Genomic DNA, 25,274 nt, shown 5'->3' with positions numbered 1-25,274 from the left:
CCATCATTAAGCATAGACTGCATTACTCAATGGCGTTGTTTTGCCGGATTATTATTTTGATAACCCAGCGCTATCGATAAAACTTTACGATTCTCGTACTATCCAGGCTGTGAAACAAGTTTTAAAAAGCGAGTTTTTGACAAATTTGTAATTCCAACGTTGCGATTGATACAAAATTAAACAGTTCACGCACTTATTTTAATATTTTTTTCTCAAAAACACCAAGTCCCGTCTCTTTAACCTATTGAGTGTTGTATAAATAACAGACAGTGCTTCGCCATTTTGGGGCTGCCGGGTCCAGTCGAGTCAGTCATGACTGTGTTGCATGACAATGATAATTAACAAAAAAACCCCATTTGTTCAATTAACCATTAAGCTATTGAACAATATGGGGTTAATGATTTTATTACAGTACTCTACCTAAATCCTTCCGGATTCTTCGACTGCCAGTTCCACGTATCGCGCATCATCGCATCAATGCCACGCGAAACCCGCCAGTCTAGTTCCTGGTTGGCCAGCGACGCATCCGCCCAGAACGCCGGCAAATCGCCATCGCGGCGCGGCTTGATTTCAAACGGAATGGGCTTGCCTGAGGCTTGCTCAAACGCCTTGATCATTTCCAGCACCGAGAAGCCTTTCCCACCCCCCAGGTTATAGGCTTTATAGCCTTCAATTTTATCGAGGTGGTCCAGCGCTTTCAGGTGGCCTTCAGCAAGGTCAACGACATGGATGTAGTCACGCAGACAGGTGCCGTCTGGCGTATCGTAGTCACCACCAAACACGCCGAGTTTATCCAGACGACCGATGGCAACTTGGGCAATGTAAGGCAGCAGGTTGTTGGGAATACCGGTTGGGTCTTCGCCAATCTCGCCCGACTCATGCGCACCGACCGGGTTAAAGTAGCGCAGCGCAACGGTTTTGAACTTCGGCTCAGCTTTGGCGAAATCACGAATGATAAATTCGACCATGAGCTTAGAGGTGCCATAGGGGCTGGTTGTGCCGCCAATCGGTGTGGTTTCCACGTAAGGCACCGGAGCATTGGCACCATAAACGGTAGCGGAAGAACTGAAAATGAAGTTCCAGACGCCCGCGTTGCGCATCTCTTCCAGCAGTACGACCGTACCGGATACGTTATTTTCGTAGTATTCCAAAGGCATACGCGTGGATTCACCCACCGCTTTAAGAGCGGCGAAGTGAATCACGGCAGAAATGCTGTGGGAGGCAAACAGGTCACGCAGGCAGGCGCGGTCAAGAACGTCACCTTCGATAAACGTCGCTTTCTTGCCGGCGAGTTTCTCAACCCGAATGATGGCCTCACGCGAGGCATTGCACAGATTATCCAGTACCACCACATCATCACCGCGCTCAAGCAGTGCCAGCACTGTGTGGGAGCCGATATAACCTGCCCCGCCCGTTACCAAAATAGCCATCTCTTCTCCCTTTCTGCCGCGTTAGCCGCGGCGAATGATAGTTGATTACTTCGCCAGAATTTTCTCGATCGCTTCGCGGAAGTCGCGTCCCTGCGCGTTATTGCGCAGACCGTAGGAGACAAACGCCTGCATGTAACCCATTTTACGTCCGCAGTCGAAACTGTGACCGGTCATGAGTGAGACATCGACCGTTTTCTTCTTGCTCAGGCTGGCGATAGCATCCGTTAACTGAATACGGCCCCACGCACCCGGCTCGGTACGCTCCAGCTCAGGCCAGATATCGGCTGAAAGCACGTAGCGTCCCACCGCTGCCAGGTCTGAGTTTAATTCGGCCGGATGCTCAGGTTTTTCAACGAAGTTAGTAATCGTGCTGACATCACCTGGGTTTTCCAGTGGCTGCTCAGTGGTGATCACAGAGTATTCAGACAGGTCGTAGTCGGTAAGGTGTTTTGCCAGCACCTGGCTGTGACCGGTCTCCTCAAAACGCGCAACCATCGCCGCCAGATTATATCGTAAATGGTCAGCGGTGGAATCGTCCAACAGCACGTCAGGCAGGACAACCACAAAAGGATTGTCGCCGATCATAGGACGCGCGCAGAGAATCGAATGCCCTAGGCCCAGTGGCTGTGCCTGACGCACGTTCATAATGGTGACGCCCGGCGGGCAAATTGACTGGACTTCACTCAGCAGCTGGCGTTTAACGCGTGCTTCCAGCAGGGCTTCGAGCTCATAGGTAGTATCGAAGTGGTTTTCTACCGCATTCTTGGACGCATGGGTGACCAGCACAATCTCTTTGATCCCTGCCGCAACACACTCATCAATGATGTATTGGATCATTGGCTTGTCCACGACAGGCAGCATCTCTTTCGGAATGGCTTTAGTCGCCGGAAGCATATGCATACCGAGACCCGCAACCGGGATTACTGCTTTAAGCTTGGTCATAGTTATTCCATCTAATGAAGTGAAGACATGCGTCAATTATGCCGGATGGACCGGAAAAGGAAGTATAATCTTTATCTGAAAAGCCGACACTAACTCGCTGTGAAATCTTACAAATTCGGGATTTTACCTAGAGTAAACATCCCCATAAACTGAGTTAACACAAACAGTAAAGGCCGACCCTGTGTGCGGCAGAGAAATTAACGTCGCGGTTTTTGGTGCCAGCCATAAAAAGAAACGGGCGACCTGAGTCGCCCGTTGTTATTGGCATCACAGCCACTGTTCAAACCATTCTGGCATCACGAAAAGGTTAAAGTGATTCACCAGCAGCATCAGCCCCACAAACACGACCGATACCGATACCCACTGTCGGGCATAGGGGATGAAGCGGATACCAATGACCGGCTTGATAAAGAACGGATGCGCCAGCGCTGAAATCAGCACCTGTGATATCGACAACGTCAGGGCGACGTAGAGCACGTTTGGCCAGATAAAGGTGGTCGCAAGCACGGCCATGACGACCAGGCTGGCCACGATGTTCCAGTAAAACTCCACGTTGGTTCGGCCATTCGCCTGTGAAATGGCGCCGGTCAGCCCACCCATCGGACGCAGCATGCCAAACAGCAGCATCAGCGGGATAAGATGATAAACCTGCTCGTGAGACGCACCATACAGAATGCGTACTATGACCGGAGACAAGATACCGATAGCAAGGTACATGGCGCTGCTAAAGAACATAATCACCAGCGTGCCTTTCAGGAACAGCTTCTTCAACTGCTCGGGATCCTGCTGTTTTTCCGCGAAGCGTGGTAGCGCCAGGCGGTTAATCACCGGCGAAACCAACTTCAGGGGCTGCAGCACCAGCTCTTTCGCCAGAGAATAGACGCCGAGCATTTCTGCCCCCATCACTTTACCTACCACCAGCGCATCGGCCTGAGTACGAAGCTGGTTTATGGTCTGCGAACCCAGTTGATAGATACCGTAACGAATCGCACTAAAAAAAGTCTGTTTATCGAACTCCCATGTAGGACGCCATGACTTCTCACCCAGCGCGATCATGCACAGGATGCGGGTAAAGGCGTTAATAAACAGCCCCAGAATCGCGGCGGCAACCGTCAGCGAGGTAAACTCCAGCATCGCCACCACGCACAGGAAAGCAAACAGTTTGGTGCCCATTTCGATCTTCGCCAGCGACACCATGCGTTTGGTTTTTATGTAGTGGGCCTGATATTGCGAAAGATGCCCCAGCACCAGAAAGTTCAGGCTGGTCAGCATAATCAACCCTACCAGTTCCGGCAGATGGTAGAACCAGGCAACAGGCCAGGCAATCAGCAGCATGACAACGCCGGTGCATAAGCTGAGCGAGACGTTGACCCAATAGATGGTGCTCTGTTCGCGTCGGGTAATATTTTGGCGATGGACCAGATAACTGCTCATGCCCATGTCCTGCAACACGCCCGCCACCGCTAAAACAGCGTTGATGATCGCCAACAGCCCCAGCTCATGGGTTTCGAGTTTACGGGCGAGAATACTCAGTTGAGCAACCTGTAAGACAGCAGAGAAACAGGTACTGCCAAACAACCAAATCGCCTGTGACTTTATTCCACTCAAACCATTTGCTCCAGAATCTGTGCCAGCTCGCGATACGCGATGTGCTGATTAAACTCGGTTTCAACTTTCTGTCTGGCAGCGGCAACAACCGGTGCCACATCCACCGCGCCTTCTGACAATTTCAGCAGCGTCTCGGCCAGCGCCTCTGCGTCATCTTCTTTGACTAACCAGCCAGAAACGTCATTTTCGATCAGTTCCGGGATGCCGCTGTGGAAGGTTGAGACCACTGGCAGCCCTACCGCCATCGCCTCCATCAGGGCAACCGGGATGCCTTCCATATCGCCATCTGCGGCCGTTTTAGAGGGCAGCAGAAAGATATCGGCTTGGTTGAGGGCCTGACGGATCTCTTCCTGAGGTTTGAAACCCGGCATCGTCACGCAGTCGTCCATCTCTTCGCGCGCAATAAAGTCGCGCATCATCCGATCCTGATCGCCATTGCCAATGATGGTGTACTGGAACCGGCCACCGCGCTGTTTCAGAATGGCGCTGGCTTTCACCGCCACATCCAGTCCTTTCTTTTCGGTCAGACGGGCAACGGAAACAATACGCAACGGCGTGTGGAAGGCATCACGCGGCTGGAAATTGAATTTTTCAGGTTCAATTCCCATGCGGGTAACGTGAATTTTTTCAGGCGGGCAGCCCATTTCAATCAGCTTGTTCTGCCAAAGATGGCTGATGGGCAACATCAGCTCACTTTGCTGAAACAAATTACGGTAATCCTGCTTATGCTCGTCGAGGATGTGACGACGAGAGATATCCGCCCCGTGAAACACCGTTGCCTGTTTGCCTTTCAGGATACCCAGTTCACGCAGTTTATTCGCCAGCGCCCCGGCATAGCCAAAATGCACCAGGAAAATATCCGCGACATAGGTCTGACGCGCATTGGCAACGATCGCCGGCAGCAGCAGCTTACTGGATTGTGCGCCATAACGGCGCACGTTAAGGGAACGGAGTAACGACACTTTGGTGATTTTGGGCAGAACCAGCTTCAGCCGCTGTCCCAGCTTGTCCTTCAGAGAAATTTTTTCTTCGGGTAACAGGTAATGCGTTTTTGCCGCCAGACCATATTCGTCAAATGCGCCGTGGCGGTTGACCAGGTCTCCCGGAAATACCGAGATAATCTCAACGTCGTAACCGGCATCAATAAAATGAGTGACCTGGTTGAGAACAAAGGTTTCAGAGGCAACCGGGAAACGCATCGTGAAAAAAGTCAGTTTCATCACATCATCCTATTACGTTTAGAATCTCTTCAGTGATTCTGTTACCTACTTCCCTTTCATGCGCCACGGCGGTTTCGACGTTTTGCTTGATCGTGTCGTAGTCGGCCAGGATAGCCTGAACTTTCTCAATCAGCGAACCGTCCATCAGGCTCTGGACATCGGTAGCCATTTGCGGCAGACCGAGCTGATTCATGACGCCCATGGATTTGTGTTCATAGTTGATGGCGACCGCTGGCGTACCAAAGTTCATTGAGATGATGGCAGAGTGCAGACGGGTCCCGATGGTCAGGTGACACTCGCTGAGGAGAACACCTAATTCGAGGTCATTAAATTCATCCATGACAACGTGGTAGTGCTCTGGCTGCTCAACGCGATCGCGCAAAGTGAGCGCCACCATACGGTCATCTTTGGCATAGCTGTCGATGCCCGTGCAGGTTGATAACGCCACAACCTGATAGCCGCTGGCGATCATGGCGTTGATCACGCGACCAAAAGCGGCTTCGTATTCCTGCTGCGTGACGCCCAGACGCTTATCAAACGGCGCCAGTTCACGGACCGTAATCGCGATGGTTTTGCGGGTGCGAATCACGCTCTGCCAGTGCTGCAGACTGTGGCTGGGGTTTTCAACGTGACGGGCACGTACCAGGAAGGCTGTATCCACACCGGGCATCACCTTTGAGCTGGTCACGCCATCGCGCTTCATCAGGTCAAGGCTGACGGACTCACGCAAGATAAGACGGTCAACCCGGTCAAACACAAAGTTGGCCAGTTGATTAGTACGGGCGTTCTGGAAAGGTCCAACGGAATGGCCAATCAGGTAAAGCGGCTTCTTAGCCAGTAACGCGCAGAGCGCATGGTCAAACTGAGTCACGCCATACAGATCAACAAAGAATGAACCGCCCACCTGAATGACCGCATCGTACTGCGCCAGACTTTCCGTGAAGGCTTTGAGGTGTGGCGGCACGGAGAAGGATTTGTAGGGTCCACCCTTGCCGAGATGCGCCATCATGATATTCGGCATCAGTCGGTTAGCGACTTTGCGTTTAACAGAGCCAATCAGGCCCTTACCCGAGGAATTATTGTGCAGGAACAGTTTATCCTGCTGAATATGTTGCTGAAGCAGATAACCGGAGCTGGTTGGATAACGGCTAATTACATCAATATCCACATCGTTGCGCGCGGCCTGAATTGAATCAATCAGTCCACGCAGAATCGCGCCATCCCCACGATTCCCACAGGTATGGTTACCCACCAATAAAATTTTCATAAAAACTCCGAATTAAATTTTTTCTAATTCTGACAACCGCCCAGTTCCGAAACGGGCAAAATGAACACTGATAAACACAGCAATAACGTGCACGCCAACAGCCCAGACTCTGTTGGTGTTGGCTGCCGGTCTGGGCAGCCCTCTCTCAATTACGCTTTAATGGCAAAATAGGGTAATGCGACGGGTTTACCGTTAATGACCACCGAGACAAACCCTTCAGGCTTGCTGGTATCTACCTTGTCTGCCGACAACGCACGCGAAGCCAGCAAGAGATCCCCTTGCTCATTGGCCCCGACGCCCGCTTTGCCGTTGTGCAGACTAAAGCGTTGCGGTGCGGCATGGCTGCTGCTGTCCGGCGTGGCTTTCGCCATTTTGGCATCCACCCGCGCACAGCGACCGGTCACAAACCGGTCTTTCGCGGTACTTTTGATCATGATGGCGGCAGAGGGCGTCCAGCCTGCCAGCTTGACAAAGACCTGCGTATCGGTGTCGGTTTTGGCAACGTAGCGCACATCCAGCACCGGGCTGCTGCCTTCCGCCGACCAGCTGGCTTCGGCGTGATCTTTTTTACGCTGAATGTGAATCACGGTGCGACCGCCGGTGTTCTTGCCCGCGATCAGATTCATTAGCGGCTCGCTGTCGGTGCCGTTGTTAAACTGCGACTGACCAAAGACCTCGATTTCCCATGAGTCGCCGACGGTAGGGGAATACAAATTAGCCAGTTCATACCACACCGGCTGATTGGTGTTGTTTTCCAGCAACCAGCGTGAAGTGAGATAGTTGTATTTCAGGCTGCCATCAATCGCGACGCCGTAGGATTCCACGCGGGTTGATCCCATTTCCCAGGCACTTAACCAACGGTCGCCCTGCTCTGAGTTGTCAATCCAGCTGCCGGATTGCAGGTTGGTCTGACGCGTATTCAGCCGCGAGTGCCAGGCGATTAATGGATTCTTACAATCTTCCAGGCTGAGCGCGTCGATAATCCACTGGCCGTTGGAGATGTCACCGGGATTGTCACAGTGCTCAATCCAGCCATTGTGAATCAGCGACTGGCTGCAGCGCGGCAGATTCAGAACTTTGCCGCCCTTACAGTGCTGGGCATTGAAGTTTGACAGCTCAATCGCCGTGCTGTGATCCCAGTTACCCTTCTTCTGACCCGACCAGCCCGCCTGAATCACATCACCAGTACAGGCCGAGGCGTACCACTGGTCAATTTTGCAATCCAGCGTATCCAGCAGGCTCAGTGCGGTGCCGCCGACGTTATTGAAACGCAGACAGGCGCCGCGGAAAAACTGTCCACCCGGACAGGTGTTGCGGAACAGGCCCTGCTTATTGGGGTGGGAATCCGTGTTCCCGTTGAAAATCAGGTTAGAGATCTCCACCCAGCGAGCGCTGACCTCAAAGAGGAACGCGGATTTGCCATCAGAAACAAGCGTGGTGGCCGGAAAATAGCCGAAGTTGACCATTGCCCCCGAAATACGGAAGAAGCGGCGCTGTTCCTGGCCAAAATCACAGCCGGAGACAAAGAAGGTGCCTGCCGGGAACTGGACACAGATCGGCTGATCGCTCTGTTGCGACCACTGATACATGGCTTTAATCGCGGGCGCACTGTCCGTCTTACCGTCAGCGATGGCGCCGAAGTCAAACAAGGAAAGCCGGTTATAGTCGTCGACGACACGGCGCCAGTGAAAGCCGTCGCCGCTGAAAATCACCCCCTGGTCGTCCTGTGCAGGCTGAAAGCTGCCCACAAACTCGCCGCCACCGACTTCCAGACCAGCATGCCAGCTTTTGAGCTTAATCTTGGCCCCTTCAAACAGTGGCCGGGTTTTGCGCAGATCATCAACGGAAGGAATCTCGCCGATTAACTGGTAACCAGCAGGCTGTGCCAGACGTTGGCTAAAGGCGGCCTGGCCCGGCTGACTGACATCGGGGATGTTAAAGACCATCTGCCCGTTGCTGTCTTCCAGCGCCATAGCGTGCGACGGATTGGCAATCAGCGCCGCATTGTCTTTAACGAACTGATCAAAATTGCCCTTGTTCAGCGTAATAGGCTGGGTGATTTGCGCAAGGTTGCCATTCGCATCGCGCAGAAATACCGGAATTTGATTACCGGGCTGACTGGCATCACTGCCTGATTTGCCAATCCACAGCTTGCCCTGAAAATTTTGCCAAAACTGCGGCGGCATGGCGTAGACATTTTCAGGCGTCAGAATCGGTACGTCGCCTTTGGGTACCGCACTTGCATCAACCGATTTCAATGCCAGGCCACTGTTTTTGGCGGCGTAGCTGGAAAAAGTGCTCACGGAGAGCGCACCGACCAGGGCGGAGGCTGCGGTTTGCAAGACTTCTCTTCTTTTCATGCAATTAATCCCGTCGTCATGAAGGCCATGAATTCAGCCATAAAAGGTGTCCCATGAGGCACAGCAAAAGTGAGCGTCTTCAGCCCTTACACCAACGCCAGCCAGCTTTGTTTAATCTGTTTACCGTCAAACTTCAGTGCGGTTTGCTGGGTTTTTTCGCTCATGGCATAGAACAGTGCATCGTCGCTGGCCAATTGTTCCATCCGCGCCAGAAATTCGCTTTTCTTGTTCATCGGCACCAGGAAACCGTCTTCCCCGTGATTAATAATCTCCTGTGGACCTGTCGGACAGTCATAGGCCACCACCGGCAGCGACCAGGATTTGGCTTCCAGCAGCACCAGCGGCAACCCTTCGTAACGGGAGGTCATCAGCGCCATATCGCTGTCGCGGTAGTAATCGTTGATGTTGCTGACCTTACCGACGAACTTCACGCTGGTGGTAATGCCCAGCACGGCTGCCTGATCCTGTAGTTGCTGGCGCAGCTCACCGTCGCCGGCAATCACCAGCGTCCAGTCAGGATGCGCTCTGGCAAAATCACGCCAGATATCCAGTAACAGGTCGAACCCTTTCTGATTGTCCAGGCGGCCCACCGCCAGCGCCTGACGATGGCGCGTGGTACGCTGCCAGGATTTGTACACTACCGGATTAGGAATAGCCTGACTGGGGATGTGCCAGCGCTGAAAGACCTGATGATCTTTATCCGTCAGGACAATAACGCGGTCATAGAAGCGCAGTAGCAGGAACTTGAGGAACTTAATGGGTTTACTGAAGGAGTTGATGGCAACGTGCTCACAGGCATAGGCCTTGAAGCGCTTCTTTTTCAGCGTCATCAGGTTCCAGAACGCGAACATCACGCTCAGACGGCCCATGCTGATTAAAAACACGGTGTCGAAGCCTTCCTGCTGAATACGCGCCACAGCACGTTTGATGGGATTGCTCTCCCCTTCAAAGCTGACGATCTGTTTTACCTTTTCAAATGGGTAAAAGGGCTGACCGTGCCCCTCCAGCGAGTAAATAGTGACGTCGTGCTCATCCCCGAGACATTCCGACATAAAATTACAGATGTTCTCGGTGCCGGCATACGAGTAAGCGTCTTTGATCACCAGGACAATTTTTTTCATGAAACGTTATCCACCTCAAATTTATACACAATCCTGCCGATCGGCTTAACGGTGTTTCAGGCTAAACAGCACACCGTTCACCATATACCAGGCGTAATAGTAATAGATTTTTAACGGATTGTTTTTATAGATAATTCTTAATAGTTCGAGGTGCCATTTGGCGGCTTTGTTTTTATTACGCGACAGGGAATCACCCAGCTCATAATAATTCACCAGAATTGTCTGAATTACGCGAGCCTGTTTATAACGGCTAAACAGTTCATAAAGGAAAAGGAAGTCTTCGTGCCCTTTGCGCTGAAAGAAAATACCGCCAGGTGGGCGGCGGAAGCACACAGAAGAGAAGCAAACGCGGTACTGTTTTTTTACGAAGTTGTCCTGCTGCAAATAGGGCTTTGAATAGCAGATATCGTGGTCAGCTTTGCGGGTTTTATAGTGATATTCGGTGATAACCAGATTATCCCCGTCGGCTATCGCCTGCATCTGCTGACGCAGTTTGTCGCTGTGCCATTCATCATCGCTGTCAAGAAAAGCGATCACTTCTTCTTGCGAAGCACGTAATCCAACATTACGGGTTTCGGCCGCGCCCATATTGACCGCATTGTCGAGAATCGTAATACGCGGGTCCTGGCACTGCTCGCGCACCCACGCGAGTGAATCATCGGTGGATTTATCGTTGATCAGATACAGGTGCCAGTCCTGATAGGTTTGATTAATGACGGACTGTACAGCGCGTAATACCGTCTCGCGGGCATTATACATAGGCATGACAATGCCGACGGTACCAGAGTGATTATTCATTTTCATACCTGAATAAATAAAACAGACGGGGCCACCAGATAACGTTCCGGTAGCGTTAAAACGTCACGACATTCAAGAGAATCAGGAGAGTGCCTTTTCGCCCCCAAGCCGCGCTTTCAGTTTGTCTTTCACGCGGTTCAGGAAGTAGGCGCGATTATCTTTATTGGTGAGCAGGAAGTAGCGCGCGAAGCTGACGCTTGCCATTAGCGAGTTACCGTCCATTTTATAGCGCAGGGGCAGCTTGAACGCTTTGTAGGTGTGAATATCTCGTGCGGTAAGGTGCGGTTTCATCGTATCCAGCCAGAACAGGGAGTACTTGACCGATTCGCCTTTGTGTTTGGAGCCAAACTTCGTCACCAGGTGGTAGTTGGCCAGCGGGGCGGCAATCATTTCAAACCGGTAACCCATGCGGTCGGCACGAATGCAGAAGTCATAGTCCTGATGGCGGATAAAACGCGCATCGAACTGAATTTTAGCGGCATCTTCACGCTTCAGCACGATGGTGCTGGTTTGAATAAAGCCATAACAGCCAAACAGATACTCTGCGACAGTTTCATTTTTTGCCGGAGGCTGCATCGGCATAACCTTCAGGAACGCACCGTCCTGATAGATATTTACCTGGCTGAAGATAATGGTATTGTGCTGTCCCTGCGCGTCCAGCTCCGCAATCTTTTCACTGACCTGCAGAAGCTTGTCGGCATGCCACTCGTCATCGGCATCCAGAAAACTGACATAGTCACCCGTTGCCAGCTCAATGCCTTTGTTACGCGCACCGGCACCGTTGAGTTTAACCTCAGACAAGACCAGATTGATGTCCAGGTCCTGATAGCGCTCACTGCGCACCACTTCAGCCAGCGCGGCGGCATCGGCAGATTTGTCATCCACGATGATGACTTCGAAATGGCGATACGTTTGTGCTTTAACGCAATCCAGCGTCGTGACAATCGATTCTGACGCGTTATAAGCCGGAATTACGATGGAGAAACGAATGTCCTTCATTGCCAGCACCTCATTAAAATAGTTCAAAAATAAACAATTCAATCGACAAACGCCGAAGAAAAACCTGTGTTGTTACAGGCGACCGCCCCGGGAAGTGAAGCCGTTCACTGGGGGCACGCCGCCGGGTCCGTTACCGGATCAGCCAGAACTCCTGTGCCACTTCGTACCCTACAACCGCCTGCTTGGTTGAGATGGTGTTGTAGTAGAGGTAATAGAGCAGGAAGAAAAACAGCATGCCAAACAGCGCTGGCTTCCAGACGCGTCGGGCCTGATAGATAAGCGAGGTCAGAATGATGGGTTCAACCTGTTGCAAATAGTTGGAAAGACGCGAACCTGACGGGAAGTTATACAGGAAGATGCGGATCGCCCCGCCGATAGCAAAACTTAAAATCAGCAAGTAGTTCAGACGATACTGGGCATAGTTTTCGCGCTTCAGTTCTTCAGTCAGCATGAAATAGAAGAAAATAAACACCAGCATGATGTTCTTCAGGTTCGAGACTGACAGGATGCTGCCATCCATTGCATACGAGGGATCGTTGTTATAGCCCGATGCCCTTTCCCCCAGCGATCCGAGGTGTCCGGCAATCAGGGCGATGAAGCCTGAACCCCCGACGACCGAGAGCGGCAGGCTGACAACGATGATCACCACCGGCCACCAGCGCCAGTCACGAATAAACAGAAAAGGCACCAGCGTTATCACCATAACGGCGGTGTTGTGACTCATGAACGACAGGATAAAAAAGGTAAAGGCCCACCAGTAACGCTTCAGGTAGATCGTCCACAGCACGCCGAGAAACAGGGCGGAGCTTAAGCCAAAACGGATCTGATTGATGTCTTTGTTAATAAAGATGTGCGCCGAATACAGCGCCAGCGCCAGTACCGGATAAGGCGACATCTTCTTGAAAAATAAGGCGTTAATGGATACCGCAATCGCACAGAAGACGAAAAGAAACACGCTGGCGTTATGCGAAAACAGACTTGTTATCCACGCCATCGCGAAAATCAGCGGTTCGTAGCGGAAAAACGCGACGGTATTGAAAAAACCGTTGATCTGAATACGCCGTACAAAGTCCTCGAAGAAACTGCGGTACTGGAAGTCATCCATACCGGTGCCCAGACCACGAATCCCCCCGAATACAATCAGAATAATGGCGGCAAAACACAGCAGCCAGGTCAAAATATAATTTGTGCGTTCGTCTTTTTTAACCAGGATTTCAAACAGCGAAAGCAGCAGCAAAAACCCTGATATAGACCAATATGGAGCCATGGTGTGATTCCTTAAATCCACAAGTTCACATGCCAACAGCGGCCTGTGCTGATGACCTTCCGGGTTGATCTCTCAGCAGGTCTGCGCCGACATCGCGACAGACAAAAGCGTGTTGATGATGAATTCTGATGATTGACGTGAGAACGTCGCTTATTGTGCGTTGTATCCAGAATCACCTGTGCAAATCGTTGCGTGTCGTTATCTCAAGCGCGCGATCAAAAGGGGCGGTCAAACCCGCCCCTTTTTCTTTCAGCTCTTAGCTTTTTGTTGGTTTACCGTACTCGTAGTCATAGTAGTCATAACCATAACCGTACGAGTTAGCCGCTTTACGTACCACGGCGTTCAGGATAACCCCTTTGATTTCGATACCGTTCTGCGCGAAGCGTTTGAAGCTGACATCAACTTCTTTTGTGGTGTTGGTTTCAAAACGCGCCACCATCAGCGAGGTACCGGCCAGCTTACCGATGATGGACGCATCCGTTACGGCCAGAATCGGTGGTGTATCAATCAGGACTAAATCATAGTTTTTGCTTGCCCACTCCAGCAGCTCACCCATGCGGCGGTGCATTAACAGCTCTGACGGGTTCGGTGGAACCTGACCGCGCGGCAGGAAATCAAAACTGTATGGCCCTTGCTGAATCATGGTCGGCGTAAACTCGGTTTTGCCAGACAGGACGTTGGACAGACCGGATTTATTGTCTGCACCCAGCAGTTCGTGGGTGTAACCGCGGCGCATGTCACCATCGATAAACAATACCTTTTGACCGGCCTTGGCCACCAGGGTAGCGAGGTTAACGCAGATAAAGGTTTTACCAATACCCGGGCTGGCACCGGTGATCATCAGAATGTTGTTTTTCGCTTCCATCATGGCGAAGTGCAGGCTGGTACGCAGGCTACGAATCGCTTCAATGGACAGATCGGTGGGATTACCCAGCGCCAACAGCGTGTCATGCGGATCGGTTTTGCTTTTGTGACCGCGACGTGCCAGCGCTTCGGTATCTTTCTTACGCTGCCATTCAGAGAGCGGTACGCTGGCGTAGACGTTCATGCCCAGCTCTTCCAGCTGTTCCGGGTTCTCGATTCCATGATGCAGCAGGGCTTTCAGCAGAACCACGCCAACAGAAACCATCAGGCCCAGGATGAAGCTGGCGGCGATAATCAGCAGTTTCTTCGGTGCGACCGGCGCGTTAGCGGTTGCCGCCTGGTCGATGATGCGAACATCACCTACAGTACTGGCTTTGCTGATGCTCAGCTCTTGCTGACGATTGAGCAGTTGCATGTAGATTTCCTGACCTGACTGCACATCGCGGGTCAGACGCAGAATCTCCTGCTGGGTTTTCGGCATCTGAGCAATTTTCTTGTTTAACTGAGCCTGCTCGTCTTCCAGCGTTTTGCGCTTCTCAAGCAGCGCCCGGTAAGTTGGGTGATCCTTGGTGAACAACTGCGACACTTCAGCTTCACGGAAGGTCAACTCATTAAGCTGGCTCTGCACACTAACGGACGAGTCCAGGGCCGATTTGGCCTCCAGTGACAGGTCAACCGATTCGTTTGCCCGGCGGAAAGCGTTAAGCTTGTCTTCCGCCTGATCCAGCTTGCCACGCACTTCCGGCAGTTGCTGTTTCAGGAACTCCAGGCTTTTCTCGGCCTGTTCGGATTTACGCTGCACGTTCTGTAACAGGTAGTTGTTGACGATCTGGTTCAGTACCTTGCTGATCTGTTCCTGATCTTCCCCTACGTACTGTAAGCCCAATACGCCGGTGTCTTTTCCTTTGTCTGCCACAGTCAGGTTAGACAGGATGCTGTTAATGGCCTGCAGATCGTTGAGTTTGGTGACGGTAAAGGTGGTGCCCGGCTCCGCATTGATATCGCTGACCAGCATGCTCACATCGCCGTGTTTTTCGAACTGCCCCACTTTGCCTTTGAACAGCTCATCGCCATCGGCAGAAACGGTATAGCTGTCTTTACCCGTAACCTCGAGCTTAACGCTGCGTTTTTCAATCGTACGGGGAATTTCCAGGCGGGATACCGCAACCTCGCCGGGCTTGTTGCCCATCAGACGCGACAGACCTTTGCCGATAACCGGGAAATAGTTCTGTGAAACCACCGCATCCAGGCCAAGATCCTGAACGGTTTTTCCCAGCACCATGCGTGATTCAAGAATCTGGATTTCGGTATCCGATGCCGGCGTCGTGGGCATCAGCGTCTGTAACTCATTCAGGACGGTGCTGGTATTCTTCTGCTCCACCTGAACCATGGCATCGGCGCTGTAAATAGGCGTCGCAAACAGTGTGTAGAGCGTTGCTACCAGCATGAAAAAAGCGGTGACAGCGACGATAACCCAGCGGTGATCAATAAGCTGTCCCACAAGATGCGCCAGATCCCACCCATTCGATTCCTCGCGCGGCGCGGTCATGACTTTGTTTTTTATATTCATGGATAATCCCAACTATCGGCTTAGTACGCTGACCCATTTCTGAGTGGCGTGTTCCAGTAACCCGTAAACCTCTTCAAAGGCCTCACGGCTTTTTCTGTACGGATCCGCAATTTCCTTCTGATTGAGCCAGTGCCCAAGCAGCATCGTTTTGCCGCGTGCAGCCGGATCGATGCGGTTTACCTGTTCAATGTGGCGCTTTTCCATCACCAGAATCAGGTCATACTCCCGGCACAGACTGGCCGTTAGCTGCTGAGCCTCATGACCTTCCAGCGATAAGCCTTTTTCGGCTGCCACCTCTGTCGCCGTTTTATCGGCCGCGTGCCCAACCAGGGCGCCGAGTCCGGCGGAGGCCACAGGAAAGTGCGGCAGCGCGCGTTTGAACAGGCGCTCTCCCGTAGGAGAGCGGCAGATGTTGCCTACGCAGACGACTAACACGGACTTAATCATGGCGAAACCTTAGTTCGACCAGTTGCGGATGCGCTGTGCAGCCTGCGTCGCATCGTTAACACCGGCTATGGTTGGTATCAACTGCGATATCACGCGGTTCCAACGCGTCAGCGGCGTCGATGTCACGTAGACGATATCGTAAGGTTCAAGTTGGAATTCGGTACCCATCACCATGGATGCCGCATCTTTGGTATTCAGCTGGTAGATATTGGCGATTTTGCTGCGATCGGAGCCGCGCGTCGGTCGGATAACAAAGACCCCGGTCGCGTCGGACGTGGTTTGATCCATGCCTGCCGCATTACCCAGTGCTTCAGCCAGGGTCATACCGCTGCGATCCATTTTCAGGGTGGCCTGCTGTTTTACTTCGCCCATGACAAACACTTTAAGGTCGTCGTTACGCGGCACATACAGGATGTCACCCGGATAAAGCAGGTGGTTCTGGCTCAGATCGCCGTTCTGCATCAGGGCCTGCAGTGACACACGCTGCTCACGGCCGTTGTGGGTCAGGATAACGTTGCGCCAGTCTGCGTCCGCCGCTAAGCCACCCGCTGCGTTAATCGCATCCAGGATAGTCAGCGGTACGTTGGTGATAGGCTGCTGGCCTGAGGTCGTTACGGCACCGGTCACGTAGGTCTTCTGTGACTTAAACGAGGCAATGCTGACGTCAACCTGTGGGCTTTCGATGTACTGCGCCAGACGACGCGCCACTTCATTACGCACGTCACCTACGGTACGACCGGCAACACGAACGCGGCCGATGTAAGGATAGAAAATCGTGCCGTCGGAATGCACCCAGTTACCGGTGTCACTGGCGCTACGGTACTGACCGGCAGGCGTGGTAAGTTCGGGGTGATCCCACACGGTGACGGTGAGAACATCACCAATGCCGATCCGGTATTCGTAGTTCTGAATTTCGGTTTGTAACGACGGGTTAGCCTGCGCCACAAGTGGCTTAGGACGCATTTTCTCCACCAGGCCTGGCGTTAACGGATAAACGTTAACGTACTTGTCGATGTCAAAGTTGCTGTCCTGCTGCTCAATGACATCTTTTCCCGAAGTGGATAAATTTTGCCCCGGCACGACGGTACACCCGGCCATAAAAGTTGCAGATACCAGAACAGGTATCATCTTCATTTTCATTGTAATCATTTAGATCTTCGCTATCAGTTAATGTTTGATAGAGGCGAATACGCCGCTGTGTAAGCGCTCGAAAAAAAGTAAGCTATCCTGACTCAGGCCCTGAACATGTCGTTCATTATTCTTAGCTCCTGTCTTGTACCCATCACGCGCTTTACCCGGAACGGAATAAAGCAAAGCAGAACATTTCGGTTTATCAATGCCGTACCGCTTTTTTTTAGAGAAATCTGCCCGCCACAACCTTAAGAGGCACTTTGGCGCGCGGCTGACAGAGGCTCTTTTGCGGCTAGTAAGCACCATCACGTTTCAAAACCACACCCACGGTTTTGAACAAAATCGCAATGTCGTTCCACAACGACCAGTTTTTTACATACCATGAGTCGAAGTAGACGCGCGTTTCATAATCCACATCGTTACGACCGCTCACCTGCCACAATCCGGTCATACCCGGTTTTGCCATCAGGTAGTAATCGACATCGCCCGCATAACGCGCCAGTTCGTCTTCAATAACCGGGCGCGGCCCGACCAGGCTCATGTCGCCGCGTACGACGTTCCACAACTGCGGCAGCTCATCAAGGCTGGTTTTACGAATAAAGTGACCGACTTTAGTAATACGGGGATCGTTTTTGAGTTTAAAATCTTTATCCCATTCAGCACGGGCAACCGGATCGGTTCGCAAGACTTCCTCAAGCACTTCTTTCGAGTTGATCACCATTGAACGGAACTTAAGGCATTTAAATTTACGCCCGTTCAGGCCGACGCGTTCGTGACCATAAATCGGCGGCCCGCCGTCACGTCCCACCAGGAATCCCAGCACCAGCAGCGCCGGTAACAGCATCAAAATGATGGAGAGTGCCCCGAAGATATCGAACGTGCGCTTCAGGAAGCGTGAGGTGCGTTTGGCCAGGTTATTCTGAACACGCAGGATCATGACTTCATGGCTGAAGATATAAGCCATGTCCGTGCCGTACAACGGCACCCCACGTAAGGTAGGAATCACGGAAACTGAGCGGCAGTTATGCATCGCCAGCGATTTCAGCCACATGTCACGATACTGACTTTGCTCAAACTCAACCGCCACAATGAACTGGGTTTCACTGTTAGTGAGGCTCCACAGCGCCTCCTCGTCACGCAGCACCGGAATGCCTGAAATCAGCTCTTGCGGGCACGATCCGTCCACGTCATAGAAGGCAATAACCTCAAAGCCCATCACCTCTTCGCTTTGCAGAGCCTCCCACGCTTCCTGAGCATTTTTATTGCTGCCAATAATGACGGTCTGTTTCTTCCACAGGCCGTATTTATTCAGCAGGCGTTTGGACAGTGCGCGGCACACCGGCATTGCCACCAGGGTGATAAGCCACGTCAACAGCCAGACAAAGCGCGACATCTGCCATTGAGACAGAGCCGTAATCGACAGTTCAATGACGGAAAAAATGAGAATGGTACGAAAAATTTCTTTTAATTCGAACCAAAAGGGTTTGCGGTAGGTGTAATGGCGCAGTCTGACCCAAAACCAGCCCACGCAAATTACTGACAGACAGATGTGTGTAGCAACTTTTAAATTAAATTCCCGATCAGACATATCCGATAACAGTGATGGAGATGTCATATTAATTAGCATCATCGCGATAAATAATGCCGCGTTGAAACATATTAAATCAGAACAAGCCAATAATAATTTGGTGATAAGACTTTTAAACGTAAATTCATTATCGCGCATATTTAACTCTTTATTTTATTTCCTTAACCCACCACACCAGACGCTTAAGTGACCAGCATTGTCTCTTAAGCCCGAGCGTTTCTGAGGGGAGCTCCTGCGGCATTTACGCCATTGTCATTGACTATGAAACCAATAATACCCTGCACAATACCAACAGATTACTCTGACTTTATCAGCAATGTGCTGATTAAATATCAAACCGAAGCGGTGATGCAGACACGCTACCGCCCTTGGCTGTCGCTGCCAATACCGCCCTGATAACCTCTGTTCATCCTGCGCCGCGCGCGATTGCGCACAAAGCGTCCTGGTGCAGAATGCGTTGACATTCTGCCGCGTACCGAGGTGGTTGATTGCGCAAATTACAGATTCGGGCGCAGGCGTTGTCTAACTCGTTGCTATACTAGTTATTACTGGCATGTTTACAAGTAGACCCCGCCATCCCCGGACTATTTTAGGAAAAAGACTACCAGTAATAAGTATTGAAACCGCTCATTTTCAGCTTTCAGGTAGGAAAAAATCAGATTTATTCCATGTTCGCACCAGGAATAATCGCATAAGAAATTCCTCTGAATCAGAAATACGGTGACATTAATCTGCAACCTTTATGCGCTACCTTCACCGCCGCATTAATCAATCTGCTGAGGAATTATCCTGCAATTAATGTATGGAATATTCAATTAAATCGTAAAGACCCTGTAAGCTCGCTATTTGTCCCAAGGCCATCTCTCCACTATCATCAGACAAAGCTTATTTTTAGACATTCAGGTGAATAAAGCATGCTGGAGGTATTGGCCGATCCCTCGCTATGGGCGGGATTAGTAACGCTAATCGTTCTTGAACTGGTACTGGGTATCGATAACCTGGTCTTTATTGCTATTCTGGTCGAGAAGCTGCCGGCAGCCGCCCGCGACCGCGCGCGGGTGATTGGCCTGCTGATGGCACTGGTGTGCCGACTGCTGCTGTTAGCCTCTCTGTCCTGGCTGGTCACGCTGACGCAGCCATTGATTACGCTGGCTAATCACGCCTTCAGCGCGCGCGACCTGCTGCTGCTGTTTGGCGGACTGTTTTTGCTGTTCAAAGCGACAACTGAATTGAACGAACGGCTCGAAGGGCAGGACGAGGAAAACACTCAACAAAAAGGCGGCGCTAAATTCTGGCCTGTCGTGGCGCAAATCGTGGTGCTGGACGCGATTTTTTCGCTGGATGCGGTGATTACTGCCGTCGGTATGGTAAACGACCTGCCGGTCATGATGGCGGCGGTTACCGTAGCGATTTTATTGATGCTGCTCGCCAGTAAACCCCTTACCCGTTTCGTCAACAGTCACCCCACCATCGTTATCCTGTGCCTGAGCTTTTTACTGATGATTGGCTTTAGTCTGGTGGCTGAAGGCTTTGGCTTTGTTATTCCTAAAGGCTATCTCTATGCGGCGATCGGTTTTTCCGTGCTAATCGAAGCCCTGAACCAGCTGGCACAGTTTAACCGGCGCAAGGTGCTGTCGGCCGGTCGTCCACTACGCCAGCGCACCGCCGAAGCAGTATTACGTCTGTTACGCGGCGAAGCCGAACAGGCGGAACTGGATGCAAAAACCTCGTCAATGATTGCCGATGGAGACGCTGTCGCGCTGTTTAATCGCCAGGAGCGCGTGATGATCGCCAGAGTAATGGGGCTTGGACAGCGACATGTCAACACCATCATGACGACGCGTCACGATGTTCAGCACATTGATTTAAGCGAGGATCCCGCGGAGATCATGGCTAACCTTGATCGTAACCAGCATACTCGCATCGTTATTACGGACAACAGCAAAGAGCCGCTCGGCATTGTGCATGTTAACGATCTGCTTCATCAGTCACTGCATCACCACGCCCTTGATTTACGCAGCCTGATTCGTCAGCCCCTGGTGTTCCACGAGCACATCACCTTGTTACAGGCGCTGGAGCTGTTTCGTCAGGGTCACACACATTTTGCATTTGTGGTCGATGAGTTTGGTTCGGTAGAGGGCGTGGTCACGTTGAGCGACTTAATGGAAACCATCGCGGGAAATCTGCCGAATGAGGCAGGCGAAACCGATGCCCGCTATGATATCCAGCCTAACGGGTCGGGTGGCTGGATTGCCAATGGCCAAATGCCGCTGGAGGATCTGGCGATGTACGTGACGTTACCGCTGGATGAGAAGCGTAACTATCATACGCTTGCCGGATTAGTGATGGATCGCCTGCAGAATATTCCCCAGGAAGGCGAAGAGATCCTCCTGGGGGATTACCGCTTACGTACTTTGCAGGTTGAACAGCACCGGGTTCAGAAGGTTGAAATTTTGCCGCAGCCTGACATGCAACAGCATGCCGCGCCTTAAGGGCGCGCCGAATCTGGCTGCGTGGCGTTATTTCCTTTTGATTGCTGACGATCAAGCCACTGATTCAGGCGCGATTTCGCCTCATTCTGCAGCTTCTCGCGCAGCATATCGTCCACCGGCAGCGTATATTGCGGATTCTCCCAGCTGCCGTAGAGGCGAAACGGGATCGCCTGATCGGATAACGCCGCAACCAGTTTTTCATCCCCGTGCCATCCGCTCAGCGTCAGGCCCAATGTAACGTCTAACTGCTGCTGCACGATGTTGACGCTCCCATCGCCACGTAACGTCAGCTGCTTGCTTTCGCCGCTGAGATGGTTAAAGGACAGGAGACCGTTCTTCAGGGCAAGCTGGCCGCTAATGTGGTCAATTCCCTGTCCCAAAACCTGATCGTCACTGCTGACGCGATCGCTCACGCGCGCCACCGCGCGACGGACCATCTGCTGTAAGTCAATTTGCGCCAGTTTCAGATGGCTCACACGGACATCCGCCTTGCCCTGCCAGCTCTGTTTCGCGTCCTCGAGGGTGAGGTTATCACCGGCCAACTCGCCGTTAAGATCAAGGGTTCCCTGCAGCGACTGAGGCAGGGCCAACGCCTTGAGTAATGGCTGAAGATCAACCTGACTCAACACGGGTTTGAAACTGACGTGCGTCACTGGCTGACGAATATCAATGCTGCCGGGAACAGAGAAACGCCCCTGCCCCACCGTTCCTGACAAGGTATTAAAGGTCATCAGTCCCTGTTGGTTAACCGCATCCACAGCCAGTTTTGAGAGCGCAAGACCTCGCCAGACCGCGCTGTCCGCCTGCAGTTTTATGTCCAGATCGATATCGTTGAGCGGCGAGTCCGCATTGGTGAGTTCGCGCTGGTCTGCAATCACCGGCGCAGGGGCAATCGGGCTGTTTTGCCCACTCACCTGCTGCGTTAACGAAGAGATAAAAAGCAGGTTATCCATATCCAGTGATGTCGCATGAAGATCCAGAGACAGCTTTTGCGGAGCCGTAAGATCGCCCTGCGCGCTGCCGCTGAGAACACTGTCGTTGGCGTTAAGCTTAAGATCGGACAGGGCAACGGTATTTCTGTCGCTATTCCAGTTTCCCTGGAAGCTCAGCGTACCTTTGATGCCCTGCGGTGGCAGGCTGGCCCCGGACAACGCGTAATCCAGTTGTTCGAGCTGACCACGGAGCTGATGGGGATACTGCGATTTATCAAATTGCCCCTTCAGATTGATCATCGCCGTGCGCTGGTTGCGCGTCAGGCTGGTGCTGATATTGATTGTTGCCAGGCTCGACTGATCCTGCTCCATATTCAGGTTGAGATTACGAAAGGTGAACGCATCGCCGCCAGGCTGTTGCCAGATAAACAGGCTGTCTATCAGCTGGAGTTTGCCGATATCGAAAGACCATCGGTCTGAAGACGCAGGCTCGCTGTTATGCGGACCGCGCGGGGCATTTTGCGGTACCTGCGCCTCGCTGTCTGGCGTGACCCGCACCACCGCGTTTTTCAGCATCACCTGGCTCACGCTCAGCTGATGTGATAGCAAGGGCAGAAGGTTCACATCCAGCCGCATGTTGTCTGCAGAGACCACGGGCTGGGCGGCACCGGGCGCGGTCAGGCTCATGCGCCCGGCCAGAATGCTGAGTTTAGGCCAGACATGCCAACGCAAATCGCCATTGATAGTGAGTTGATAACCGCTGCGCTGTTCGACCTGTTGCACCATATAGCTGCGAAAGTCGTTGGGGTTGACCAGCATAACCAGGGCTGTTAATCCCGCTACGACCACCACCAGTAGGATGGCCAGCGTGGTTATCACTCTTCTCATCACATCCTCATGAATTAATCTTTGTCGATACGACTGGCATCAGCACCCTGCTGGCCACGATATTTAGCATTTTCACGGCGATTATAAGGACGCGCGGCAGGTCCCGAAAGCGGTTCAAAGCTTAGCGCACCAATCAGCATTCCCGGGCGCAGTGCCAGAGGCAGTTTGCCCGAATTATAAAACTCCAGCACGATACGGCCCTGCCAGCCCGGATCAATACGATGCGCGGTCACGTGAACCATCAGGCCCAGGCGGGCAAGCGAGGAGCGCCCGTCCAGCCAGCCAACCAGATCGTCGGGAATGGTCACAGATTCCAGCGTTACCGCCAGGGCCAGCTCGCCGGGATGCAGAAAGAATGCCTCGCCCTCGGGGAGAACGATCTCATCACTCATCACGCGATCCAGGGCCGCGCTCACTTCGTGCTTCGGCCCGCTCAGATCAATAAACGCGGCGGTATGTCCACTGAATGTCCGGAACTGATTGCCTAAACGGACGTCGACCGTTGCACCGTTGATCCGTTCCACCGGTGGCCGTGGCGTGATCGCCAGTTTCCCGCTATCCAGCCAGGCTTCAATATCGCGGTCGCATAATCTCATTACGGTAACTCCATGAAGTAAGTGTAGCGAACAGGGGGCATCTGTGCTGTTAACCTGCTCGCGTCACGTCCTTTGAGACGTCATCTACTCGAAGAACTGGTTAATTTTGGCTTTAAGAATATCAATAGCAATACGGTTTTTACCACCGCGCGGCACAATGATATCTGCGTACTGTTTAGAGGGTTCAATGAACTGCAAAAACATTGGGCGGACCGTTTTCTGATACTGACTCATGACCGAATCCATTGAACGCCCCCGTTCATTGACATCACGTTTCATTCGTCGCATCAGGCAAATGTCGAGCGGCGTGTCCACGAAGATGGAGAAGTTCAGCTCCTGGCGTAGACGCGCATCGGTTAACAGGAGAATGCCTTCAAGAATAATGACTTTTTTAGGCTTAATTTGCAGCGTTTCCTGAGTACGCGTGTGCTCAACATAGCTGTAAACGGGCAACTCAATGTCCTGCCCTGCCTTTACCGCACGTAAGTGCTGCAATAACAAATCATGATCCATCGCGCTGGGATGGTCATAATTGGTTTTAACCCTCTCTTCCATGGTGAGGTGACTTTGATCTTTGTAATAGGCATCTTCAGGGATAACGCCGATGTGCTCATCGCCGACCTGGTCGCGAATTTCACGATAGAGCGTACTGGCGATTAAACTTTTACCGGATGCAGATGCACCTGCAATGCCAACGATCACGCACTGATGGGACTTGTCAGTCATACTTTTAAAAACCTGATACTGGAGCCAGAAACTGTACGCAAACTGCGCACCCAGTTAATGGGGCTGAACGGAGAGGGTGAGTTGGCGCTCAGTATAGGGATTTCGGCCTTTTGATGCCAGAGAAATGGCACCGCCCCCCTTTTCAGACTTTCCCCTTTTATCCTGAAAGGTTTCACCGATAAACTAGTCGCTTCACACAGAACAACGCCGCACAGCACCTGTCGGGCTCGGTATGGCCGATGAATAAGGGCATTTTGCCCAAGAAGAAGAAAGGAAGATTATGCTCTGGAAGACCCTCACCTATTTTGGTGACAGCATGTTATTGATTCCCACGGCGGTGATTATTGCCCTGATTTTACCGTGGAAAAGCGATAACCGTCGCGCCCTATGGTACTGGCTTCTGGCCTTTGGCCTGGCCGGGCTGGTGGTCAGCGTGTCAAAAATACTGTTTCTTGGCTTTGGTATTGGCAGCGCACGCTTTAACTTCACGGGATTTAGCGGCCACAGCGCGATGTCAGCGACCCTGTGGCCGGTTATGCTTTGGTTAATTTCAGGGCGATGCTCAAGCCTGTGGCGCGGCTTTGCGATTGGCGTGGGCTATGTCATTCCCTTAATGGTTGGCGTTTCGCGCCTGGTTATCCATGCACACTCCGTCAGCGAGGTCATTACCGGTCTGCTGCTGGGCTTTACGCTGAGTACCGCGTTTCTGGTTTCCCAGCGCGAGACGGCACTTAAAGGGTTCAGCTTGCCGCAAATCGCCGCTGCGCTGCTGGTGCCGGTTCTGCTACTGGGTCACGGTCGGATTGCCACCACCCAACAGTTCCTGGCACAGTTTTCTGCCCGTCTGGCTGGCATGGAAAAACCTTACACCCGGGCCGATCTTTTCCGGGAATGATGCAGATGGTGGCTCGGGCTTCCGCGAGCCATTTAATTCAACGAATAACGCAATTTAATGATTTCCCCCCTGTTTTTTCTAACAGATGTGCTAGCATTCTTCGAATGACAATGGCGATGCAGCGCATGCCATT

Annotated in this window: 19 protein-coding genes; 2 read left to right on the top strand and 17 right to left on the bottom strand. The window is 52.2% G+C overall.

What is annotated here, in order from left to right:
* Nucleotides 1-416 precede the first annotated feature (416 nt).
* The 14 genes from galE to wbaP all read right to left on the bottom strand — a co-directional run bounded on the left by galE (nt 417) and on the right by wbaP (nt 18,750).
* Nucleotides 417-1,430: a UDP-glucose 4-epimerase GalE gene (galE, locus tag GKC68_RS08105; RefSeq protein ID WP_342656738.1), complete on the bottom strand. Its 1,014-nt coding sequence runs from the start codon at nt 1,428-1,430 to the stop codon at nt 417-419.
* 45 nt (nt 1,431-1,475) lie between these two features.
* Nucleotides 1,476-2,372 carry a UTP--glucose-1-phosphate uridylyltransferase GalF gene (galF, locus tag GKC68_RS08100; protein ID WP_028724871.1) on the bottom strand — a complete coding sequence of 299 codons (897 nt, stop codon included), beginning with the start codon at nt 2,370-2,372 and terminating at the stop codon, nt 1,476-1,478.
* A gap of 267 nt (nt 2,373-2,639) precedes the next feature.
* A complete protein-coding gene (locus tag GKC68_RS08095; protein WP_047714097.1) occupies nt 2,640-3,980 on the bottom strand; it encodes a lipopolysaccharide biosynthesis protein in 1,341 nt (446 codons plus the stop codon).
* Nucleotides 3,977-5,200: a glycosyltransferase gene (locus GKC68_RS08090; protein ID WP_047714098.1), complete on the bottom strand. Its 1,224-nt coding sequence runs from the start codon at nt 5,198-5,200 to the stop codon at nt 3,977-3,979. The genes GKC68_RS08095 and GKC68_RS08090 overlap by 4 nt, the downstream gene beginning before the upstream one ends.
* Before the next feature lie 4 nt (nt 5,201-5,204).
* Nucleotides 5,205-6,467 carry a colanic acid biosynthesis pyruvyl transferase WcaK gene (gene wcaK / locus GKC68_RS08085; protein WP_028724874.1) on the bottom strand — a complete coding sequence of 421 codons (1,263 nt, stop codon included), beginning with the start codon at nt 6,465-6,467 and terminating at the stop codon, nt 5,205-5,207.
* Between the two features lie 149 nt (nt 6,468-6,616).
* Nucleotides 6,617-8,827: a phage tailspike protein gene (locus GKC68_RS08080; protein ID WP_206115158.1), complete on the bottom strand. Its 2,211-nt coding sequence runs from the start codon at nt 8,825-8,827 to the stop codon at nt 6,617-6,619.
* Nucleotides 8,828-8,913: 86 nt separating this feature from the next.
* A complete protein-coding gene (locus GKC68_RS08075) occupies nt 8,914-9,948 on the bottom strand; it encodes a glycosyltransferase family 4 protein (RefSeq protein ID WP_058706237.1) in 1,035 nt (344 codons plus the stop codon).
* A gap of 45 nt (nt 9,949-9,993) precedes the next feature.
* A complete protein-coding gene (locus tag GKC68_RS08070) occupies nt 9,994-10,746 on the bottom strand; it encodes a glycosyltransferase family 2 protein (protein WP_047714101.1) in 753 nt (250 codons plus the stop codon).
* Nucleotides 10,747-10,827: 81 nt separating this feature from the next.
* Complete coding sequence (locus GKC68_RS08065) at nt 10,828-11,745, bottom strand: glycosyltransferase family 2 protein (RefSeq protein ID WP_047714102.1); 918 nt, start codon at nt 11,743-11,745, stop codon at nt 10,828-10,830.
* A gap of 130 nt (nt 11,746-11,875) precedes the next feature.
* Nucleotides 11,876-13,012 carry an EpsG family protein gene (locus GKC68_RS08060; protein WP_058706235.1) on the bottom strand — a complete coding sequence of 379 codons (1,137 nt, stop codon included), beginning with the start codon at nt 13,010-13,012 and terminating at the stop codon, nt 11,876-11,878.
* A gap of 256 nt (nt 13,013-13,268) precedes the next feature.
* The gene (wzc, locus tag GKC68_RS08055) at nt 13,269-15,446 is read right to left on the bottom strand and encodes a tyrosine-protein kinase Wzc (protein WP_028724880.1); all 2,178 of its coding nucleotides are present in this window, start codon (nt 15,444-15,446) and stop codon (nt 13,269-13,271) included.
* A 12-nt stretch (nt 15,447-15,458) separates the two neighbouring features.
* A complete protein-coding gene (locus GKC68_RS08050; protein WP_028724881.1) occupies nt 15,459-15,893 on the bottom strand; it encodes a protein-tyrosine-phosphatase in 435 nt (144 codons plus the stop codon).
* Between the two features lie 9 nt (nt 15,894-15,902).
* The gene (locus tag GKC68_RS08045) at nt 15,903-17,042 is read right to left on the bottom strand and encodes a polysaccharide export protein (RefSeq protein ID WP_013026384.1); all 1,140 of its coding nucleotides are present in this window, start codon (nt 17,040-17,042) and stop codon (nt 15,903-15,905) included.
* Nucleotides 17,043-17,316: 274 nt separating this feature from the next.
* Complete coding sequence (wbaP, locus tag GKC68_RS08040; protein WP_028724882.1) at nt 17,317-18,750, bottom strand: undecaprenyl-phosphate galactose phosphotransferase WbaP; 1,434 nt, start codon at nt 18,748-18,750, stop codon at nt 17,317-17,319.
* A 776-nt stretch (nt 18,751-19,526) separates the two neighbouring features.
* Between wbaP and GKC68_RS08035 the strand changes: the two genes are divergently transcribed.
* Nucleotides 19,527-21,104, top strand: a complete 1,578-nt coding sequence (locus GKC68_RS08035; protein WP_058706233.1) for a TerC family protein — start codon at nt 19,527-19,529, stop codon at nt 21,102-21,104.
* On the opposite strand, the gene asmA is transcribed toward GKC68_RS08035, so the two are convergent.
* The 3 genes from asmA to udk all read right to left on the bottom strand — a co-directional run bounded on the left by asmA (nt 21,101) and on the right by udk (nt 24,246).
* Nucleotides 21,101-22,924: an outer membrane assembly protein AsmA gene (gene asmA / locus GKC68_RS08030; RefSeq protein WP_342656737.1), complete on the bottom strand. Its 1,824-nt coding sequence runs from the start codon at nt 22,922-22,924 to the stop codon at nt 21,101-21,103. The two genes, GKC68_RS08035 and asmA, sit on opposite strands and share 4 nt — an antisense overlap.
* Before the next feature lie 14 nt (nt 22,925-22,938).
* The gene (gene dcd / locus GKC68_RS08025) at nt 22,939-23,520 is read right to left on the bottom strand and encodes a dCTP deaminase (protein ID WP_013026388.1); all 582 of its coding nucleotides are present in this window, start codon (nt 23,518-23,520) and stop codon (nt 22,939-22,941) included.
* Between the two features lie 84 nt (nt 23,521-23,604).
* On the bottom strand, nt 23,605-24,246 hold the full coding sequence (gene udk / locus GKC68_RS08020; RefSeq protein WP_013026389.1) for a uridine kinase: 642 nt from the start codon (nt 24,244-24,246) through the stop codon (nt 23,605-23,607).
* Nucleotides 24,247-24,526: 280 nt separating this feature from the next.
* Between udk and GKC68_RS08015 the strand changes: the two genes are divergently transcribed.
* Nucleotides 24,527-25,141 carry a phosphatase PAP2 family protein gene (locus GKC68_RS08015; RefSeq protein ID WP_028724885.1) on the top strand — a complete coding sequence of 205 codons (615 nt, stop codon included), beginning with the start codon at nt 24,527-24,529 and terminating at the stop codon, nt 25,139-25,141.
* Nucleotides 25,142-25,274 lie beyond the last annotated feature (133 nt).

It is taken from the genome of Pantoea sp. RSPAM1, assembly GCF_038816185.1.
Taxonomy (GTDB): domain Bacteria; phylum Pseudomonadota; class Gammaproteobacteria; order Enterobacterales; family Enterobacteriaceae; genus Pantoea; species Pantoea ananatis.
Note: the sequence above shows the minus strand (reverse complement) of the source record. Positions and strands in the feature narration are given on the sequence as shown.